The 16,225-nt window shown below is 69.2% G+C and carries 12 protein-coding genes; 3 read left to right on the top strand and 9 right to left on the bottom strand.

Going from position 1 to position 16,225, the window contains the following annotated elements; all coding sequences use genetic code 11:
* Positions 1-74: 74 nt before the first annotated feature.
* The 3 genes from ACF8NF_RS18755 to ACF8NF_RS18745 form a co-directional block, all read right to left on the bottom strand.
* The gene (locus ACF8NF_RS18755) at positions 75-1,166 is read right to left on the bottom strand and encodes an ABC transporter ATP-binding protein (RefSeq protein ID WP_016449231.1); all 1,092 of its coding nucleotides are present in this window, start codon (positions 1,164-1,166) and stop codon (positions 75-77) included.
* Positions 1,167-1,172: 6 nt separating this feature from the next.
* Positions 1,173-2,912, bottom strand: coding sequence for an iron ABC transporter permease (locus ACF8NF_RS18750; RefSeq protein ID WP_016451410.1), 1,740 nt, complete (start codon positions 2,910-2,912; stop codon positions 1,173-1,175).
* A 97-nt stretch (positions 2,913-3,009) separates the two neighbouring features.
* Positions 3,010-4,338, bottom strand: coding sequence for an ABC transporter substrate-binding protein (locus ACF8NF_RS18745; RefSeq protein ID WP_016451409.1), 1,329 nt, complete (start codon positions 4,336-4,338; stop codon positions 3,010-3,012).
* A gap of 209 nt (positions 4,339-4,547) precedes the next feature.
* Between ACF8NF_RS18745 and ACF8NF_RS18740 the strand changes: the two genes are divergently transcribed.
* Positions 4,548-5,525: an alpha/beta fold hydrolase gene (locus ACF8NF_RS18740; protein ID WP_017404109.1), complete on the top strand. Its 978-nt coding sequence runs from the start codon at positions 4,548-4,550 to the stop codon at positions 5,523-5,525.
* A 35-nt stretch (positions 5,526-5,560) separates the two neighbouring features.
* On the opposite strand, the gene ACF8NF_RS18735 is transcribed toward ACF8NF_RS18740, so the two are convergent.
* Positions 5,561-8,095, bottom strand: a complete 2,535-nt coding sequence (locus ACF8NF_RS18735) for a penicillin acylase family protein (RefSeq protein ID WP_244387945.1) — start codon at positions 8,093-8,095, stop codon at positions 5,561-5,563.
* Positions 8,096-8,280: 185 nt separating this feature from the next.
* Between ACF8NF_RS18735 and ACF8NF_RS18730 the strand changes: the two genes are divergently transcribed.
* Complete coding sequence (locus ACF8NF_RS18730; protein ID WP_034363630.1) at positions 8,281-8,661, top strand: hypothetical protein; 381 nt, start codon at positions 8,281-8,283, stop codon at positions 8,659-8,661.
* Positions 8,662-8,813: 152 nt separating this feature from the next.
* Here ACF8NF_RS18730 and ACF8NF_RS18725 read toward each other — a convergent pair whose 3' ends face one another.
* The 4 genes from ACF8NF_RS18725 to ACF8NF_RS18710 form a co-directional block, all read right to left on the bottom strand.
* The gene (locus ACF8NF_RS18725; RefSeq protein WP_016449226.1) at positions 8,814-9,563 is read right to left on the bottom strand and encodes a sterol desaturase family protein; all 750 of its coding nucleotides are present in this window, start codon (positions 9,561-9,563) and stop codon (positions 8,814-8,816) included.
* 19 nt (positions 9,564-9,582) lie between these two features.
* Positions 9,583-10,575, bottom strand: a complete 993-nt coding sequence (locus ACF8NF_RS18720; RefSeq protein ID WP_252653222.1) for an LD-carboxypeptidase — start codon at positions 10,573-10,575, stop codon at positions 9,583-9,585.
* A 286-nt stretch (positions 10,576-10,861) separates the two neighbouring features.
* A complete protein-coding gene (tadA, locus tag ACF8NF_RS18715; protein ID WP_392451036.1) occupies positions 10,862-12,181 on the bottom strand; it encodes a tRNA adenosine(34) deaminase TadA in 1,320 nt (439 codons plus the stop codon).
* 60 nt (positions 12,182-12,241) lie between these two features.
* Positions 12,242-13,501 carry a branched-chain amino acid ABC transporter substrate-binding protein gene (locus ACF8NF_RS18710; protein ID WP_016449223.1) on the bottom strand — a complete coding sequence of 420 codons (1,260 nt, stop codon included), beginning with the start codon at positions 13,499-13,501 and terminating at the stop codon, positions 12,242-12,244.
* Positions 13,502-13,966: 465 nt separating this feature from the next.
* Between ACF8NF_RS18710 and ACF8NF_RS18705 the strand changes: the two genes are divergently transcribed.
* Positions 13,967-15,973 (top strand): U32 family peptidase, encoded by a 2,007-nt coding sequence (locus ACF8NF_RS18705; protein WP_016451402.1) that lies wholly within the window; start codon positions 13,967-13,969, stop codon positions 15,971-15,973.
* Here ACF8NF_RS18705 and ACF8NF_RS18700 read toward each other — a convergent pair.
* Positions 15,937-16,218, bottom strand: a complete 282-nt coding sequence (locus ACF8NF_RS18700; RefSeq protein ID WP_012206611.1) for a hypothetical protein — start codon at positions 16,216-16,218, stop codon at positions 15,937-15,939. The genes ACF8NF_RS18705 and ACF8NF_RS18700 overlap by 37 nt on opposite strands.
* Positions 16,219-16,225: the final 7 nt, after the last annotated feature.

Genomic DNA, 16,225 nt, shown 5'->3' with positions numbered 1-16,225 from the left:
GCCTAGCGCAGGCGCCAGGGCCTGCGGCCCGGGCAGGCCCGGGTGTCAGGGAACATCCCTAGCCGTCTCATCGTTCACTCATCGAGGTAGCGCAGCTGCGTGGGCTCGATGCCCAGGCGCACCGGCATGCCCATGGGGAACATGGCAATGCCCGCGTAGTGCGCCTGGTCGGCGACCACCGCCACCTCGCCCACGCGCACGCGGTAGCGCGAGAACTCGCCCAGGAATTCGGCGCTCTCGATCTGCCCTTCCACCCACACGCGCGAGGCATCGCCCGCATCGTCGCGCACCGCAATCTGCACCTGGTGCGGCCGGAAGGCCAGCGCTGCGCGCCCCGGCACGGGCGGCTGGGCCGGGCGCGGCAGGGTCAGCGTGCCCAGGCCCGGCACCTTGAAGACCAGCGACTCGCCTGTCGTCGGCAGCACCTCGCCCTCCAGCACATTGGCCGTGCCGACAAAGCCCGCCACGAAGCGGTTGGCCGGATAGTCGTACAGCCCAGCCGCCGAGCCCACCTGCTGCAGCACGCCCTTGTCGAGCACGGCCATGCGGTCGGCCGTGGTCATGGCCTCTTCCTGGTCGTGGGTGACGAAGATGGTGGTCAAGCCCAGCTTGCGCTGCAGGCTGCGCAGTTCCTCGCGCATCTGCACGCGCAGCTGCTTGTCGAGGTTGGACAGCGGCTCGTCCAGCAGCAGCAGCTTGGGCGCGATGACCACGGTGCGCGCCAGCGCCACGCGCTGCTGCTGCCCGCCCGACAGCTGGCCCGGGCGGCGCTGCGCGTACTGCGACAGGCCCACCAGCTCCAGCACCTCGCCCACCTTGCGGCGGATGGTGTCGCGGCTTTCGCGGCGCTCGACCAGGCCGAAGGCCACGTTGTCGTACACCGTCATGTGCGGCCACAGCGCGTAGTTCTGGAACACCATGCCGATGTTGCGCGCATGCGGCGGCACGCCCGTGATGTCCTGCCCGCCCACCAGCAGCTCGCCGCGCTGGTGCCGGTTGAAGCCCGCGATCAGCCGCAGCAGCGTGGACTTGCCCGAGCCCGAAGGCCCCAGCAGCGCGAAGAACTCGCCGGGCTCGATCTTGAGGTTGACGTCGCGCAGCACTTCGTTGCTGCCGTAGCTCAGGCTGATGTGCCTGCATTCGAGGGAGACAGGGTCCAGGTGCATGGCGTTTCACTCCGAAGTCGATTGCACGGTGGCGCGCGAGCGCTCCACGAAGCGGTGCGAGAAATACGTGCCCAGGCCGACCACGACCACGGCCAGCACGCCCAATGCCGCACCGGGTCCTCGCCCCGAGATGCTTTGCATGTACAGGTAGATGCCGTAGCTCATGGGCGCCTGGCTCTGGGCCGAGGCCAGCATGATGGTGGCCGACAGCTCCACCGCCGCCGTGATGAAGCTGGTGACGAAGCCGGCCAGGATGCCGCCGGCCATCAGCGGCACCATCACGCGCCGTATCACGCTGGTACGGCCCGCGCCCAGGCTTTGCGCGGCCTCCTCCAGCGAGATGTGCACCTGCTGCAGCGCCGCCATGCACGAGCGCAGCGCATACGGCAGCCGCCGCACCGCATAGGCCAGCATGATCAGCACCCAGGTGGTGACGATGGGCGTATCGGTGAAGGGCAGGTTCACGCCCTTGAACAGCCGCAGGTAGCCGATGGCCAGCACCAGCCCCGGAATCGCCAGCGCCACCGAGGCCAGGTAGTCCAGCCACTGCCGGGCAGGCAGCCGGGTGCGCAGGATCAGGTAGGCGATGGCGGTGCCGATCACCACGTCGATGCCCGCCGCCATCAGGCAGTACAGCAGCGTGTTGCCGATCATGTAGCCCGAGTCGGTGAACACCGTGGCGTAGTGCTCCAGCGTGTAGCTGTCGGGCAGCACCGAGAAGCTCCAGACCTTGGAGAACGACATCAGCAAGATGCCGATGTGCGGCGCCAGCACCACCAGCAGCACAAGGGCGATCCAGCCATAGGCCAGCAGCGCCTCCCAGGCCGACAGCCGGCGCTTTTGCAGCGCGCTGCCGCCCTTTTGCAGCGTGGCGTAGTCCTTGCCCTTCATCACCCGCGCAGCCAGCCACAGGGCGACGATGGAGAACGCGATCATGATCACGCTGATCACATAGCCCAGCGGATCATCGAGCCCCACCGAGGTGATGCGCAGATAGGCCTGGGGCGCCAGCATATTGGTCACGCCCATCACCAGCGGCGTGCCCAGGTCGTCGAACACTTTCACGAACACCAGGGCCGCGCCCGCCAGGTAGCCGGGCATGGCCAGCGGAAAGATCACGCGCCGGAACAGCCGGAAGCCACGCGAGCCCAGGTTCAGCGCCGACTCCTCCATGGCCCCGTCGATATTGCGCATGGCCGCCACGAGGTTGAGCAGGATGAACGGGAAGTAGTGGATGCTCTCCACGAAGATCACGCCCGTCAGCCCCTCCATGATGGGCACGGTGAAGCCGAACCAGTCGTCCAGCAGCAGGTTGACCGAGCCGCTGCGCCCGAAGATCAGCTGCAGCGCCACCGCCCCCACGAAGGGCGGCATGATCAGCGGCAGCACGCCCAGCGTCTGTATCAGCAGCGCGCCCCGGAACTCGAAGCGCACGGTCAGGTAGGCCAGCGGCACGGCGATCAGGCTGGCGAAGAACACGCTGGCCAGGGACACGCCCAGGCTGTTGAAGAACGACTCGCGGAAGACGGTCTGGCCGAAGAAATTGCCGAAGTGCCCCAGCGTGAGCCCGCCGCCTTCATTGATGAAGGCGGTGTAGACCACCATGCCCACGGGCACGATGAGAAAGGCCAGCAAAAAGGCCAGGATCAGCGCGAAGGCCAGCCACGGCCCCCAGCCCGACGGAATGCGCCGTGCGCGCGCAGCAAGGGGGGCGGCGCCGGGCGCCGCCATGGAATCGATGCTCATGCGAATGCTCCGCAGCGAAAGAGACTGTCAAGGGGAGTGCATGCAGGCGCCCGGTGCCGGGCCCCTGCGCCACCTACCACGCCACCTACTGCGCCACCTACCGGGCCAGGCCGCGCGCCTCGGCCGCCAGCTTGGCCGCGCGCTCGTAGTTGGCACGCGCCTTGTCGGCCCACATCTGCTCCAGGCCCGTCAGCTCCTTGGACACGGCCACATCGCGCCGGCTCTTGCGGAACAGCTCCAGGAACTGCTCGTCCTTCACATTGGCTTCGCCCACCAGCGGCGAGTAGGCGATGTCGCGCGCCTGCGCCAGCAGCTCCTGTCCCTTGGCATTGGGCTTGGCCTGCAGGGCCTTGTGCGCCTCCTGGATGGCGCGCGTGGCCGCCTGCAGCTCCTTGAGGCGGAAGGTCACCATCTGGTCGAAGAGGCTGATCACCACGGCATAGCGCGACTCGGACAGATTGGCATCGAACTGCACCTTGGCGCGCTGCGCCACCTCCTGCGGCACGGGGTAGCCGGCCGGCGCCTTCAGCTGGCTGTAGGGCAGGATGGGCAGGCGGCTGATCTTGGGGTCGAACAGCAGCTGCTGGCCCGGCACCGACATGGTGAAGGCCATGAACTTGCGCGCCTCGTCGGCATTCTTGGCGCCCGCGATCAGCGCGATGTTGGCCGGCACCACGGCCGTCATCGCCGGGTAGGCGAAGTCCACCGGAAAGCCCGAATACTTGCCCGCCAGCCCGAAGAAATCGATCACGATGCCTATGCCGTACTGGCCGTTGTTCACGCCATCGGGCACGGCAAAGCTGCGGTCGGTCACGGCGGCGGCGTTGCCCATCATGGACAGCAGCTGGCGCCAGCCCTTGTCCCAGCCCTCGCCCTGCAGGATGGTCTCCACCGTCAGCTGCGTGGTGCCCGAGCGCGAGGGCGAGGAGATGGCGATGTGGCCGAAGTACTCGGGCCGCGTCAGGTCGCTCCACTCCTTGGGCGCCGCCAGCTTGTGCGCCTTCAGGTAGCGCGTGTTCCACATGATTCCGTAGCCGGCCAGCGCCTGGCCGTAGTACAGGCCCTGCGGGTCGTTGAGCGGGTAGTTGCCGATCTTGGCGGGCGCGGCCGGATTGCGCGTCTCGGGCGCGGCGGTCAGCAGCTTGTTGCGCGCCAGCACCTCGAAGGCATCAGGGGCGCTGGCCCACATGATGTCGGGCCGCTGGCCCTCGGGCAGCTCGCGCACATAGGCCACGGCGGCCGTGGTGTTCTTGTTCAGGATCTCGATCTTGATCCCCGGATTGGCCGCCTCGAAGGCCTTCTGGTAGGCCGTGGTCAGCTCCTTGGGAAACGAGGTCAGCACCGTCACCGTGCCGGCCTGCGCCGCCATGGCGGCGCCCCACAATCCTGCGGCCATGGCGGCCGTCAGCCATCTGCGTTGCTGCATTGCTGTCTCCTTCGGGTTGTTGTGCGGTCGATCTGCAACCCACTGTAGGCAGCGCCGGCCCGGCCGGCCAATCATTGTTTCTGATGCCGTGCATCAGCGGCGGCGGCGCTCGGGTTACTACCTGCGGGTCTGCCGCCACAGGGAAATCCCGCGCCACCGCTGTCCCGCCCCTGACTGCTGCACAGCAGCAAACCGGAATAATCGGCGGGATGCTGCAAGCCCCCTCTTCCCTCCCCGCCACGGCCGCTGAAGAAGCGCCCATCTACGCTCCCACACGCCCCTGGCGCTCGCGCATGGTGCCGGTGCGCACCATGGAGTACCACGTGCGCGAGTGGGGACCTGTGGATGGCGATCCCGCGCTGGCGCCGCTGGTGCTGGTGCACGGCTGGATGGATGTGGCGGCCTCCTACCAGTTCGTGGTCGATGCCTTTGGCGAGGCCTTCATGGCGGGGCGCCGCATCATCGCGCCGGACTGGCGCGGCTTCGGCCTGAGCCGGCCGGCCTGGCCTGCCGACCGGCATGACTTTGCCGACTACCTGGGCGACCTGGACCATCTGCTGGACACCCTGGCGGGCGATACGCCCGTGGACCTGGTGGGCCACAGCATGGGCGGCAACGTGTCCATGATGTATGCGGGCGCGCGGCCTGCGCGCATACGCCGGCTGGTCAACCTCGAAGGCTTCGGCATGCCGGCCACCCGGCCCGACCAGGCGCCTGCGCGCTATGCGCAGTGGATGGACGAGCTGCGCCAGCTGCGCAGCGGCGGCATGGAACTCAAGAGCTATGACAGCGTGCAGGACGTGGCGCGCCGGCTGATGAAGACCAACCGCCGCCTGCCCGAGGACAAGGCGCTGTGGCTGGCCCACCACTGGGCGGCGCCCAATGCGCAGGGCCGCTGGGAAATCCTGGGCGACACGGCGCACAAGCTCATCAGCGCGCAGCTGTTCCGCGTGGAAGAAATCCTGGCCCTGTACCGTGCCATCACCGCGCCCGTTCTGGCCATCGAAGCCAGCGACGACAGCCTGGGCATGTGGTGGAAGGACCGCTACACGCTGGCCGAGTACCACGAGCGCATCGGGCAGATTGCCGACTGCCGCACGGCCGTGGTCCAGGACGCCGGCCACATGCTGCACCACGACCAGCCGGCGGCCGTGGCCGGGCTGATCGAGCAATTCCTCGGCACCTGAGGCCTGCGCGCGCCGCTGCTGCAACCTACTGCAACCTACTGGGGCCGCAGCATCATGGAATGGCGCCAGCGCGCGGGCGCCATCTGCAGCGGCCGGTAGCGGCCGTCGGCCCATTCGGCAGACATGTCCGCATAGCGGCTGGACAGGGCCACGCCGCTTTGGCCGGTCTGGTAGATGAACAGCGAGCGCTCGGGCTCGGCCAGGTCGTAGATGGCGCGCAGCGATGCCGCATGGCGGTTGGCGAACGGCGCCCTGGCATCGCCGGGCAGGTACTGGCCCACGTTGACGGTGTAGCTGTCGCCGCCCGATGGCACGCTGACATTGAAGATGCCTGCCAGCAGCCCCACGCTGCCCAGCGGCCGGTGGCTGCTCAGGGCCGCATGCACCGCGCCCCAGCGCCAGCGGCCCAGGTCGCTGCCCTGCGTGGCCTGCAGGCGCGCCAGCGCCCGGTCCAGCGCCTGGCTGACCTGGGCGCTGCAGCCCGCCGCTGCGCACCACCAGCCATCGCGGCGCTCCAGCATGCCTTCGATGCCCGCGCGGTAATCGCGCTTGCCATAGGTGGCCGCAAAGGTCTGCGCACCAATGCGCGGGATCACCAGGCCGCGCGTGAGTTCGTCCACCCAGGCGGCAAAGATCAGGGGCGCGGCCTGCGCGGCATCCATGCGGCCGTCGAACTGCGCCATCACCCGGCGCGCCTGCCCGGCCAGCGGATGTGTGGCCGGCGCTTCGTCCAGGGCCTTGAGCATTTGCGGCAGCAGGGCGCGGGCGGCCAGCGAGGTCTGGTCGTTCTGGATGGAGGCCATGCTGACCACGTCGTGCCTGTCCTTCGCATCGATGAGTTCGGTGATGCGCTGGTGCCGGTACGGCAGGCTCCAGTCCTGGGTGAGGAAGTGGGCATAGCCCTCGCGCGTGATGCGCTGGTTGGCGGTGGCCAGATAGCCCTGCGCCGTTCCATCGTCCTGCGGGGCCTGGTCGTAGGGCAGCCAGCCCTGCCAGTCGTAGCGTGCCTCCCAGCCCGGCGCGGGCGCCACGCCGCGCAGGTCGTTGTCGGCCGCGCGCAGCGGCACCCGGCCTGCGGCCTTGAAGCCGATGTCGCCATGGACATCGGCCGCGACGATGCTCTGCATGGGCGAGTGGTAGTCGGCAAAGGCCTCGAACAGCTGGGCCACGCTGCGCGCCTCGTTGGCGCGCAGGCCGGCCTGCACGGTGAGGTTGTCGGTGTCCAGCGCGGCCCAGCGCAGGGCCACGGCGTAGCGGCGCTTGTCGAGCACGGCCTCGTACTGGGGCTGCACATCGCTGATCACGGGGCCGTGGCGCGTGCTGCGCAGCGTGAGCTGCACATCGGCCCGGCCCTTGACCCTGATGCGCTCGCTGCGCTCGGTGAAAGGCGCCCAGCCGTCCGGCGTGCGGTAGCGGCCCGGGTTGCCTGGATCGATCTGCTCCAGGTACAGATCCTGCACATCGGGATTGGTGTTGGTAAAGCCCCAGGCCACCTCGCGCGTGCGCCCCAGCACCACGAAGGGCAGGCCCGGCAGGGTGGCCCCCACCACATCGATGGGCGCCAGCGGCGTGCCGTCCTGCGCATGGCCGGCGGGCGACTGCAGGCGCGCGTAGTACCAGATGGCGGGCGCGCTCAGGCCCAGATGGGGATCGTTGGCCAACAGGGGCTTGCCGCTGACCGTGCGGCTGCCCGACAGCACCCAGTTGTTGCTGCCCTTGCCGTCGTTGGTGCCCGCATCGCGCACCATGTCGCGGGACCAGCGGGCCCAGGCATCGCTCGCCTCGCCGGCAGCAGCCACCTTGGGCGCAGACGCCGCCTGTGCCTCCTGGCGGTACACGCCCAGCCCCCGGTAAAGCGCGGCCAGATCGGTGGCGGTGGCCGGCGCCTCGCCCGGATAAGGCGGCATCAGCTGCCACAGCTGCTGTGTGTCCAGTTGCGAGAGCGCGGCCAGCCGCGCGAACTCGTTGCCCCAGTTGCCGCCCAGGTCCAGCGCCATCATCAGCGCCCAGCCCACGCTGTCCTCGGGCGCCCAGGCCGAGCTGTCGCCTCCGCCCGGCGTGGTGCCCAGCAGCATGAATTCGGGCACCTGCGGATGCTGGCGCATGGGCAGGGCCGCATAGAAGGCCGCGATGCCCTCGCTGTAGGCCTGCAGCGCCTCCCGCGCGTTGGCGGGCAGGGATGCGTACTGGCGCCGCGCCGCGCCGCGTATGTCCAGCGCACGCATGAGCTTGTCGGTGTCCAGCGTGGCCGGCCCGAGGATCTCGGACAGCGTGCCGTGCATCAGGCGGCGGTTGAACTCCAGCTGCCAGCCGCGCTCCTGCGCATGCACATGGCCCAGCGCGCGCCACAGGTCCTGCGGCGTGAAGGCGCTGATGTGGGTGATGTCGGCCTCGTCGCGCCGCACGCGCACGGGCTGCTCCAGGCCGGCCAGCGTGAGCTGTCCGTCGAGCACCGGCTGCACGCGCACGGCATAGATGGCCACCGCGCTGCCGGCCAGCAAGGCCGAGCCGACCAACGCCACGGCGCCCACGCTCCACCATCGCGAGTTCAGGATTCGCATGATTCCCATTCTTCTCCCCTCCCCCTGCCTTTTTTCATATCGTAGTGTTGCAGTTTGTAGCATATGAACTGGTCCATTGCTCACATTGCTCACGACGAATCGTCAGCAAGTCTGGTCCCGCCTTCAGGCGACAATCAGCGCCCGCCCTGCGCAAATGGATGCAGGGCGCCAGACAGAAACAGGAAGTACCAGGAATGTGGCCTTTCAGCCTCTTGAAGAAGCTCAGCCAGGACCCGCCCGTGGGCCAGCCCCGTGGTGACTACATAGGCTGCTACCTGCTGGGAACCGAGGCGCCGGGCCAGGCCGGCGTCAGCTACGTCTCGCTGGCCACCACGCGCGAGCAGCTGCAGGCCGATGCCCGCGCCTACCTTGAAGGCTTCGTGCGCGACCACCCCGAAGCGGCCGACACCGACCTGTCCGCCATCCGCTCCCTGCTGGAGAACCTGCCCCAGCGCCTGGACGCCCACCTGTCCGGCGACACGCGCGCGCCGCTGGCCGAGCAAGGCGGCACCGTGCTCTTCCTGCGCACCGGCATGCGCGCCCGCCGCAAGGAAAACGGCCGGTATCTCGAATAGCAGTCAGCCCCCACCGCCACCGTACAGAGCCTCAAAAACTGGCGCGGCCAAGAACAAGGGACAGCGAGCAAGGGTCTACGCCGGCCGCGCCACCCCGCAGCGAGGCTGTCGCCCCCCCCCCGCGAAGCGAGAGGGGAAAGGCGCGCAGCGCCTCAGGGGGAGTTCTGCTTGTGCACGTCTTGCCAGCGCAGCATGTCGGTCACGCGCTCGGCCTTGTCGGCATCAAAGCCCAGGCGCTCCACCCGCTCGGCCGGATTGGCCCAGGTGCCGAACAGCAGGTCCCAGACGGGCAGGCCGTAGTTCTGCGCATGGTGGCCGTACTGGTGGTGCACGGTGTGCATCTCGGGCCGCTGCACGATGTATCCCAGCCAGCGCGGCGTGCGGATGTCGGCATGCAGGAACAGGTCGAACGCCCCCGTGAGGCCGATGGCGAAGGCGGCAGCCAGCGGGCTGGCCCCCAGCACCCAGTAGCTGGACAGCGCGCTCAGCAGCACGGCGGCGGCCGTGTCCATGGGATGGGCGAAAAACGCCGTGAGCGCCTCCACGCGCGGCGCGCTGTGGTGCAGCTGGTGGAACAGGCGCCACAGCGTGTCCGACCGGTGCGTGGCGCGGTGCCACCAGTAAAAGACAAAGCTGGTGAGCACAAAGCTCAGTGCGCCCACGGCCCAGGCCGGCCATTGCCGGCCCACGTCCAGCAGCGCATGGCGGCGGATGCCGTCCGAGAACAGATGGCCTACCGCCAAGGTGGTGGCCAGCGTGCCCAGGCCCAGCAGCGTGGACAGGATCAGCCAGCGCCGGTCGCAATGGTTGCGCGAGGCCGGCGCGATCACCTCGCGCGTGAAGATGCCGACGAACATCAGCGCCAGCAGCGGGTAGGCCGCGAACTCCCACATCTGCAGCATGCCGTCTGCTCCTTGCCGCTCAGTGCACGTGGCCCCAGTAGATCAGCGCATCGCGCCCTTCGACCGACAGCGACACGGGCGCGCCCACGGGCAGCATCACCTTGGTCGGCACATGGCCGTAGGGCAGGCCCTGCAGCACGGGGCACTTGACCTGGCTGCGCAGCCAGTCGATCACGGTCTGCAGCTTGAAGCCCTTGTCATGCGAGCTGAGCTTGAACTCGCTGAACTGGCCGAACACGATGGCCTTTTGCTGGGCCAGCACGCCCGCATGCAGCAGCTGGGTCAGCATGCGCTCCACGCGGTAGGGATGCTCGCCCACGTCTTCCAGGAACAGGATGCCGCCCTTGATCTGCGGGAAGTACGGCGTGCCCAGCAGGGACACCAGCACGGCCAGGTTGCCGCCCCACAGCGTGGCGCCGCCGCTGATGTAGAAGTCCTTGACGGCAGGCTTGCCGTCTTCGCGCAGGCCGATCTTCGGCATCTGCCAGCCTGCGCCCTCGCCCTGGCCGCTGAGCAGGTCGTTGAAGCAGTCCAGCATGATGTCGTCCACGCCGCCCTCGTCGTCGGGGCGGCCGAAGTCGTGCACCAGCAGCGGGCCGGCCCAGGTGGTGGCGCCGGTCCTGGCCAGCAGGGCCAGCGACAGCGCCGTGAAGTCGCTCAGGCCCACGAAACGCGTGCCGCCTGCGATGGCCTTGGCCACGGCCTTGTACTTGATGCCCGGCAGGATGCGCGTGAGGCCGTAGCCGCCGCGCGTGGGCAGCGCCAGGTCGGCACCGCTGGCCGCCGCACGGTCGATGGCCGCCAGGCGCGTGGCGTCGTCGCCGGCAAAGCGCTGGTGGCTGCTCAGCGCATCGGCATCGATCTCCACCTGGTGGCCCATGGCCTCCAGGCGGCGCACGGCCCGCTTGAAACCGGCCTTGTCGCGCACGGCGCCGGCGGGCGAGTAGATGTAGATGTGGCGCGGACCCTGGTCATGCGCGTGGCCGCAGCAGCTGCCGTCGGCGGCGTGCACATGCTCGTGGTCGTGGGCATCCCCATGGTCATCGGCACGCCCGTGGCCATGCGCGCAGCACTGGCCGTCGGCTGAATGCACATGCTCGTGCGAGTGATCTGCGGGAGCAGAAACGGGGGCTGAAACGGTAGCGGTAGCGGCTGCCGTTTTGCGGGGGGTGCGGGAACTGCGCGAAGTGGCCAAGGTGGTTCCATGCCGGCCCTGGCCGGCATGCTCCATATTGCAAGGGGAGTGAAGACGGGGACCTGGCGCCGCGCAGCCCCGGCAAGGGGCCGGCGGCGCTGGCCTATGGGCGGAAGTATTCCACAGCGTCGGCCACCATGCCGGCTGCGCACAGGGGAACCCAATGGCCGCACGGGGATAGGCGCAGCTGCGCCGGCGGCAGCTGTGGCAGCGCCTGCAGCCAGGCCTGTCGCCATGCGGGCGCGGGCAGCAGCACATCGTGCTCGCCGCCTTGCACCCACAGGCGCTGCTGCTGGCTCCACGGCACCAGCAACGCCATCGGCAGCGGCGGCATTTCGGCCTGCACGCGGGGCCAGGCCTGCAGCGCGGCGCGGTGGCCGGGTTGGGAAAACGGCAGGTTCCAGGCCTGCGGCTGTGCGCCGGCCTCCTCGCCCGCCTCGCGCATGGCGCGGCCCACGGGCCATGACGGCTTGCGCGCCGCCTGCGCAAACCATTGCATGCAGGCATGGGGCGCCGGGCCTGCGGGCCAGGCATTCATGAGCCAGGCGCCGCAAAAACGGGCGGGCTCGGCCTGCGCCACGGCCAGGCCCAGGTGCACGCCATCGTCATGGCCGACCAGCACGATGTTCCGCAGGTCCAGCGCCAGCACCAGCTCGCGCAGCACTTGCACATGCCAGGCCGCGCTGTGCGCCTTGTCCTTCTTGGGCTGGTCGCTGCGGCCAAAGCCCGGCAGGTCGGGGACCACCACGCGATGGCCGGCCTGGAGCCAGCCGGGCAGCATGGGCTGGAACAGCTGGCCCCATGCCGGGCTGCCGTGCAGGCACAGCCAGGTCAGCGGTGCATCGTGCGGTCCTTCATCGACCACGGCCAGGCGCAGGCCTGCCAGCGCCGGCAGATCGCTGCGCCACTGCGGCTGGGCAAAGCCGCCGAAGGTGGAATCCGCATGGCGCAGTGCCGTGTCCTTGAGCGGATGCGGCTGGGCCGCGCGCTGCTCGGCGCGGCGCGTGCGAAAGAAGTCCGACATCAGGGCCGCGCATTCGCCGGCCAGCACGCCGCGCGTCACCTGCGTGTGGTGGTTGATCTGCGGCAGCGCAAACACGTCCAGCACCGATCCGGCCGCGCCCGTGCGCGGCTCGGCCGCGCCATAGACCACGCGGCCCAGGCGCGCATGCAGCATGGCGCCGCTGCACATGGTGCACGGCTCCAGGGTCACGTAGAGCGTGCAGTCGTCCAGCCGGTAGTTGCCCAGGTGCGCGGCCGCATCGCGCAGCGCCAGCACCTCGGCATGGGCCGTGGGATCGCCGTGGGCCACGGGCGCGTTGCGGCCCCGGCCGATGATGGCGCCGTCCTTGACGATGACGGCGCCCACGGGCACCTCGCCCGCCCCGGCAGCGGCGCGTGCCAGCTCCAGGGCGGCGCGCATCCAGGCCTCGTCGTCGGCCTGCGGCAAGAAAGGGGGTTCGGCAGCCACGTTGTCAGCGCGTCAGGGCAGCGCCTTGCGCACGCCCTGCGCGTAGTGGTACAGCGTGACCACCGGCGCCTGCAGCTCGCCCTGGGGCGTGAAGGCAATCGGCGCCGTCACGCCCTCATACCGGGTCTGGCGCAGATAGGGGATATAGGCATCGGGCCGGATGGAGTCGGCCCGCACCATGGCCTGGGCCAGCACCATGGTGGCATCGTAGGCGTAGGGGCTGAAGACCTGGTACTGGTCGGCAAAGCGCTGGTCATAGCGCTGCTTCCAGGCGGTGCCGCCCGGCATGCGCTCCAGCGGGCTGCCGCCGACGGCGCAGGTCACGTTGCGCAGCGGCGCCGCGTTGCCGGCCAGCTCGGGCAGGCGCAGCGTGCACTGGCCGTCGCCGCCCAGAAAGCGCACCTTGTCCATGGCCAGCTGGGCCATCTGCCTGAGCATGGGGCCGGCCTGGGCATCCAGGCCGCCGAAGAAGATGGCGTCGGGCTTCTTGCCCTTGATGGCCGTGAGGATGGGGACGAAGTCCGTGGACTTGTCGCCGGTGTACTGCTTGTCCACGATCTCGATGCCCTGCTCGCGCGCCTGGGCCTCGAACAGCGCCACGATGCCCTGGCCGTAGGCCGAGCGGTCATCGATGATGGCCACGCGCTTGACGCCCAGCTTGCCCACGGCGTGGGACACCAGCGCATCGACCATGGCGCGGTCGTCGGCGATCACGCGGTACGTGGTGTCATAGCCCGACTGGGTGATGGCCGGGTTGCTGGCCGCAGGCGTGACCATGACGATGCCGCAGTCCTGATAAATGGACGTGGCCGGCAGCGTGGTGCCCGACTGCAGGTGGCCGACCACGGCCGCCACCTTCTTGTCGCACAGGCGCCGGGCCAGGGCCACGGCCTGGCCGGGGTCGCCGCCGTCGTCGCCGGCCTCCAGCTTCCAGTGCAGCTTGCGCCCGCCGATCTCCAGGCCCTTGGCATTGAGATCGTCCAGGGCCATGCGCACGCCGTTTTCCTCATCCTTGCCCAGGCTGGCAATGGGGCCGGACACCGGCCCAGCATGGGCAATGCGCACCACCAGGGGCGCATCGGCTGAACCCGGTGCAGCGGGCGCAGCGGGTGCAGCGGCCGTACCGGGTGCAGCCGCCGCAGCGGAAGCCCCTGCCGCCTGCCCGTTGGCCGGGCCGCTTCCCGGCAGCGCCCAGGCCAGGCCGCCGCTGCCCAGCATGGCGCACAGCAGGGCCGGGCCGGCCCACGGGAAATGGCGAATCGAGGCGTGCATGGCAACTCCTGGAAAAAACGGTCAATCAGTGAAACGGCGCCTTGGCCAGCGAAATCCGCTGCGGCGTGGCCAGTCTGGCGCTGCCCGGCCGGTCAAGGACTGGCGCAGCGAAAGCGCACCAGGCAGAGGGCGGAGCAGGCACGGGCCAGGGTGTCCGGCATGGCGGCCCGGCCCGTGCAGTGCGCATCCTAAAGGATAGGCAAAAACCGGCGCTGCGCGTCCGGGCATCGGGCGCATACCCCCTGGCGCGCGTTTTTTCGGGGCTGCGGCGATAATGCTGCGCCTCACCGCAAGCGGGCTGCGAGGTTTTCGTCGCCGGGCCGCCCCAAGACAAAAAGCGGCCCCCTTGGGGGGCAGCGGACCTTGCGCAGCAAGGGTAGCGTGGGGGCCAGTTTCCCCCGCATTGCGCCCGACGCCCGGCCCCCACGCCGGTGCGGGTACGAACACAGAACACCACAAAGCCCCATGTCCCTCCTGCCCCACCAGCTCGAACTCCTGTCTCCCGCGCGCGATGCCGACATCGGCATCGAGGCCGTGAACCATGGCGCCGACGCCGTCTACATCGGCGGCCCGGCCTTCGGCGCGCGCGCCACGGCGGGCAACGACATCCGCGACCTGCAGCGCCTGATCAACCACGCGCACCGCTTCGGCAGCCGCATCTTCATCACGCTCAACACCATCCTGCGCGACGATGAACTGGAGGCCGCGCGCAAGATGGCCTGGCAGATCTACGAGGCCGGTGCCGACGCGCTGATCATCCAGGACATGGGCCTGCTGGAGCTGGACCTGCCGCCCATCCAGCTGCACGCCAGCACCCAGACCGACATCCGCACGCCCGAGAAGGCGCGCTTCCTGCAGGATGCCGGCCTGTCGCAGATCGTCGTTGCGCGCGAGCTGGACCTGCAGCAGATCGCCGCCGTGCGTGCGGCCACCGACCCGGCGCGCACCACCATCGAATTCTTCGTGCACGGCGCGCTGTGCGTGGCCTACTCGGGCCAGTGCTACATCACCCACGCCCACACGGGCCGCAGCGCCAACCGCGGCGACTGCAACCAGGCCTGCCGCCTGCCCTACGAGGTGCTGGACGCGAGCGGCCGCATCATTGCCCACGAAAAGCACGTGCTGTCCATGAAGGACAACAACCAGAGCGACAACCTGCGCGCACTGATCGACGCCGGCGTGCGCAGCTTCAAGATCGAGGGCCGCTACAAGGACATGGGCTATGTGAAGAACATCACGGCCCACTACCGCAAGCTGCTGGACGAAATCATCGAGGAGCGCGAGTTCTCCGACACGCCGCTGGCGCGCTCGTCTTCGGGCAGCACCACGTTCAGCTTCACGCCCGACCCCGACCAGAACTTCAACCGCGAGTTCACCGACTACTTCGTCAACGGCCGCAAGGACGACATCGGCGCCTTCGACACGCCCAAGACACCGGGCCGCGCCATCGGCTGGGTCACCAAGGTGGGCGAGAACTTCGTGGAGATCGAGACATCGAGCCGCGACACCGAACTGCACAACGGCGACGGCCTGTGCTACTACGACCTGCAAAAGGAACTGGTGGGCCTGCAGATCAACCGCGCCGAGTCGGTGGATGCGAAGAAGTCGCTGTGGCGCCTGTTCCCCAAGGACCCCATCGCCGGCTTCAAGGATCTGCGCAAGGGCCTGGAAGTCAACCGAAACCGCGACATGGCCTGGGTGCGCACGCTGGACAAGAAGTCCAGCGACCGCCGCATCGGCCTGTGGGCCGAACTCAAGGAAACGCCCGACGGCTTTGCGCTCACGCTGACCGACGAGGACGGCTTCACCGCCACCGCCGCCATCGTGCAGGAACACCAGGCCGCCACCGACGCAGCCCGTGCCGAGGCCACGCTGCGCGAGCAGCTGGGCCGCTTCGGCGCCACCATTTTTTCCGTGCATGACATCGGCCTGCAACTGAGCCAGCCCTGGTTCGTGCCGGCCTCGGCCCTGAACCAGCTGCGCCGCGACGCCGTCGCCGCGCTGGAGGCCGCGCGCCAGGCCGGCTTCGTGCGCCTGCCGCGCGCCCTGCCCGTGGAGCCGCCCGTGCCCTTCCCCGAGGACACGCTGACCTACCTGGCCAACGTCTACAACCAGAAGGCGCACGACTTCTACATCAAGCACGGCGTCAAGGTCATCGACGCGGCCTACGAGAGCAAGGAAGAAGAAGGCGAAGTCAGCCTGATGATCACCAAGCATTGCGTGCGCTTTTCCATGAGCCTGTGCCCCAAGCAGGCCAAGGGCGTCATCGGCGTCAAGGGCACGATCAAGGCCGAGCCGCTGCAGCTGATCAACGGCAAGGAAAAACTCACGCTGCGCTTCGACTGCAAGCCCTGCGAGATGCACGTGGTCGGCAAGATGAAGCGCGCGGTGATCAACCAGCACGCCAAGGAAATGCAGGAGTTTCCGATGCAGTTCTACCGCACGCGTCCCGTGCCCTCGGCCAGCGCCTGACAGGCCTCGGCCTCCACCCACAAGCGCCCGCGCTCCGTCAGGGCCGCCAGCCACCGCCCCTCTTCCTGCTCCAGCCTGACCCAGCCCGGCCCCGGTGTGCCGGCAATGGGCGCATCGCCCATCAGCGCCAGGCAGCGCATGAGCACGCTGGCGCCCTGCCCCAGTCGCTTGCCCAGCCTGGGCAGGGACATGGGTGCGGGCTCGGTGGCCAATTCGCGCAGGATGGCGGCGGCCAGTTCTTCCATGCCTTGC

Source organism: Delftia sp. WSY_22 (assembly GCF_043104185.1).
GTDB classification, from domain to species: domain Bacteria; phylum Pseudomonadota; class Gammaproteobacteria; order Burkholderiales; family Burkholderiaceae_C; genus Comamonas; species Comamonas tsuruhatensis.
The sequence above is the reverse complement of the archived record's forward strand: the minus strand, read 5'-3'. Positions and strand labels throughout refer to the sequence as shown.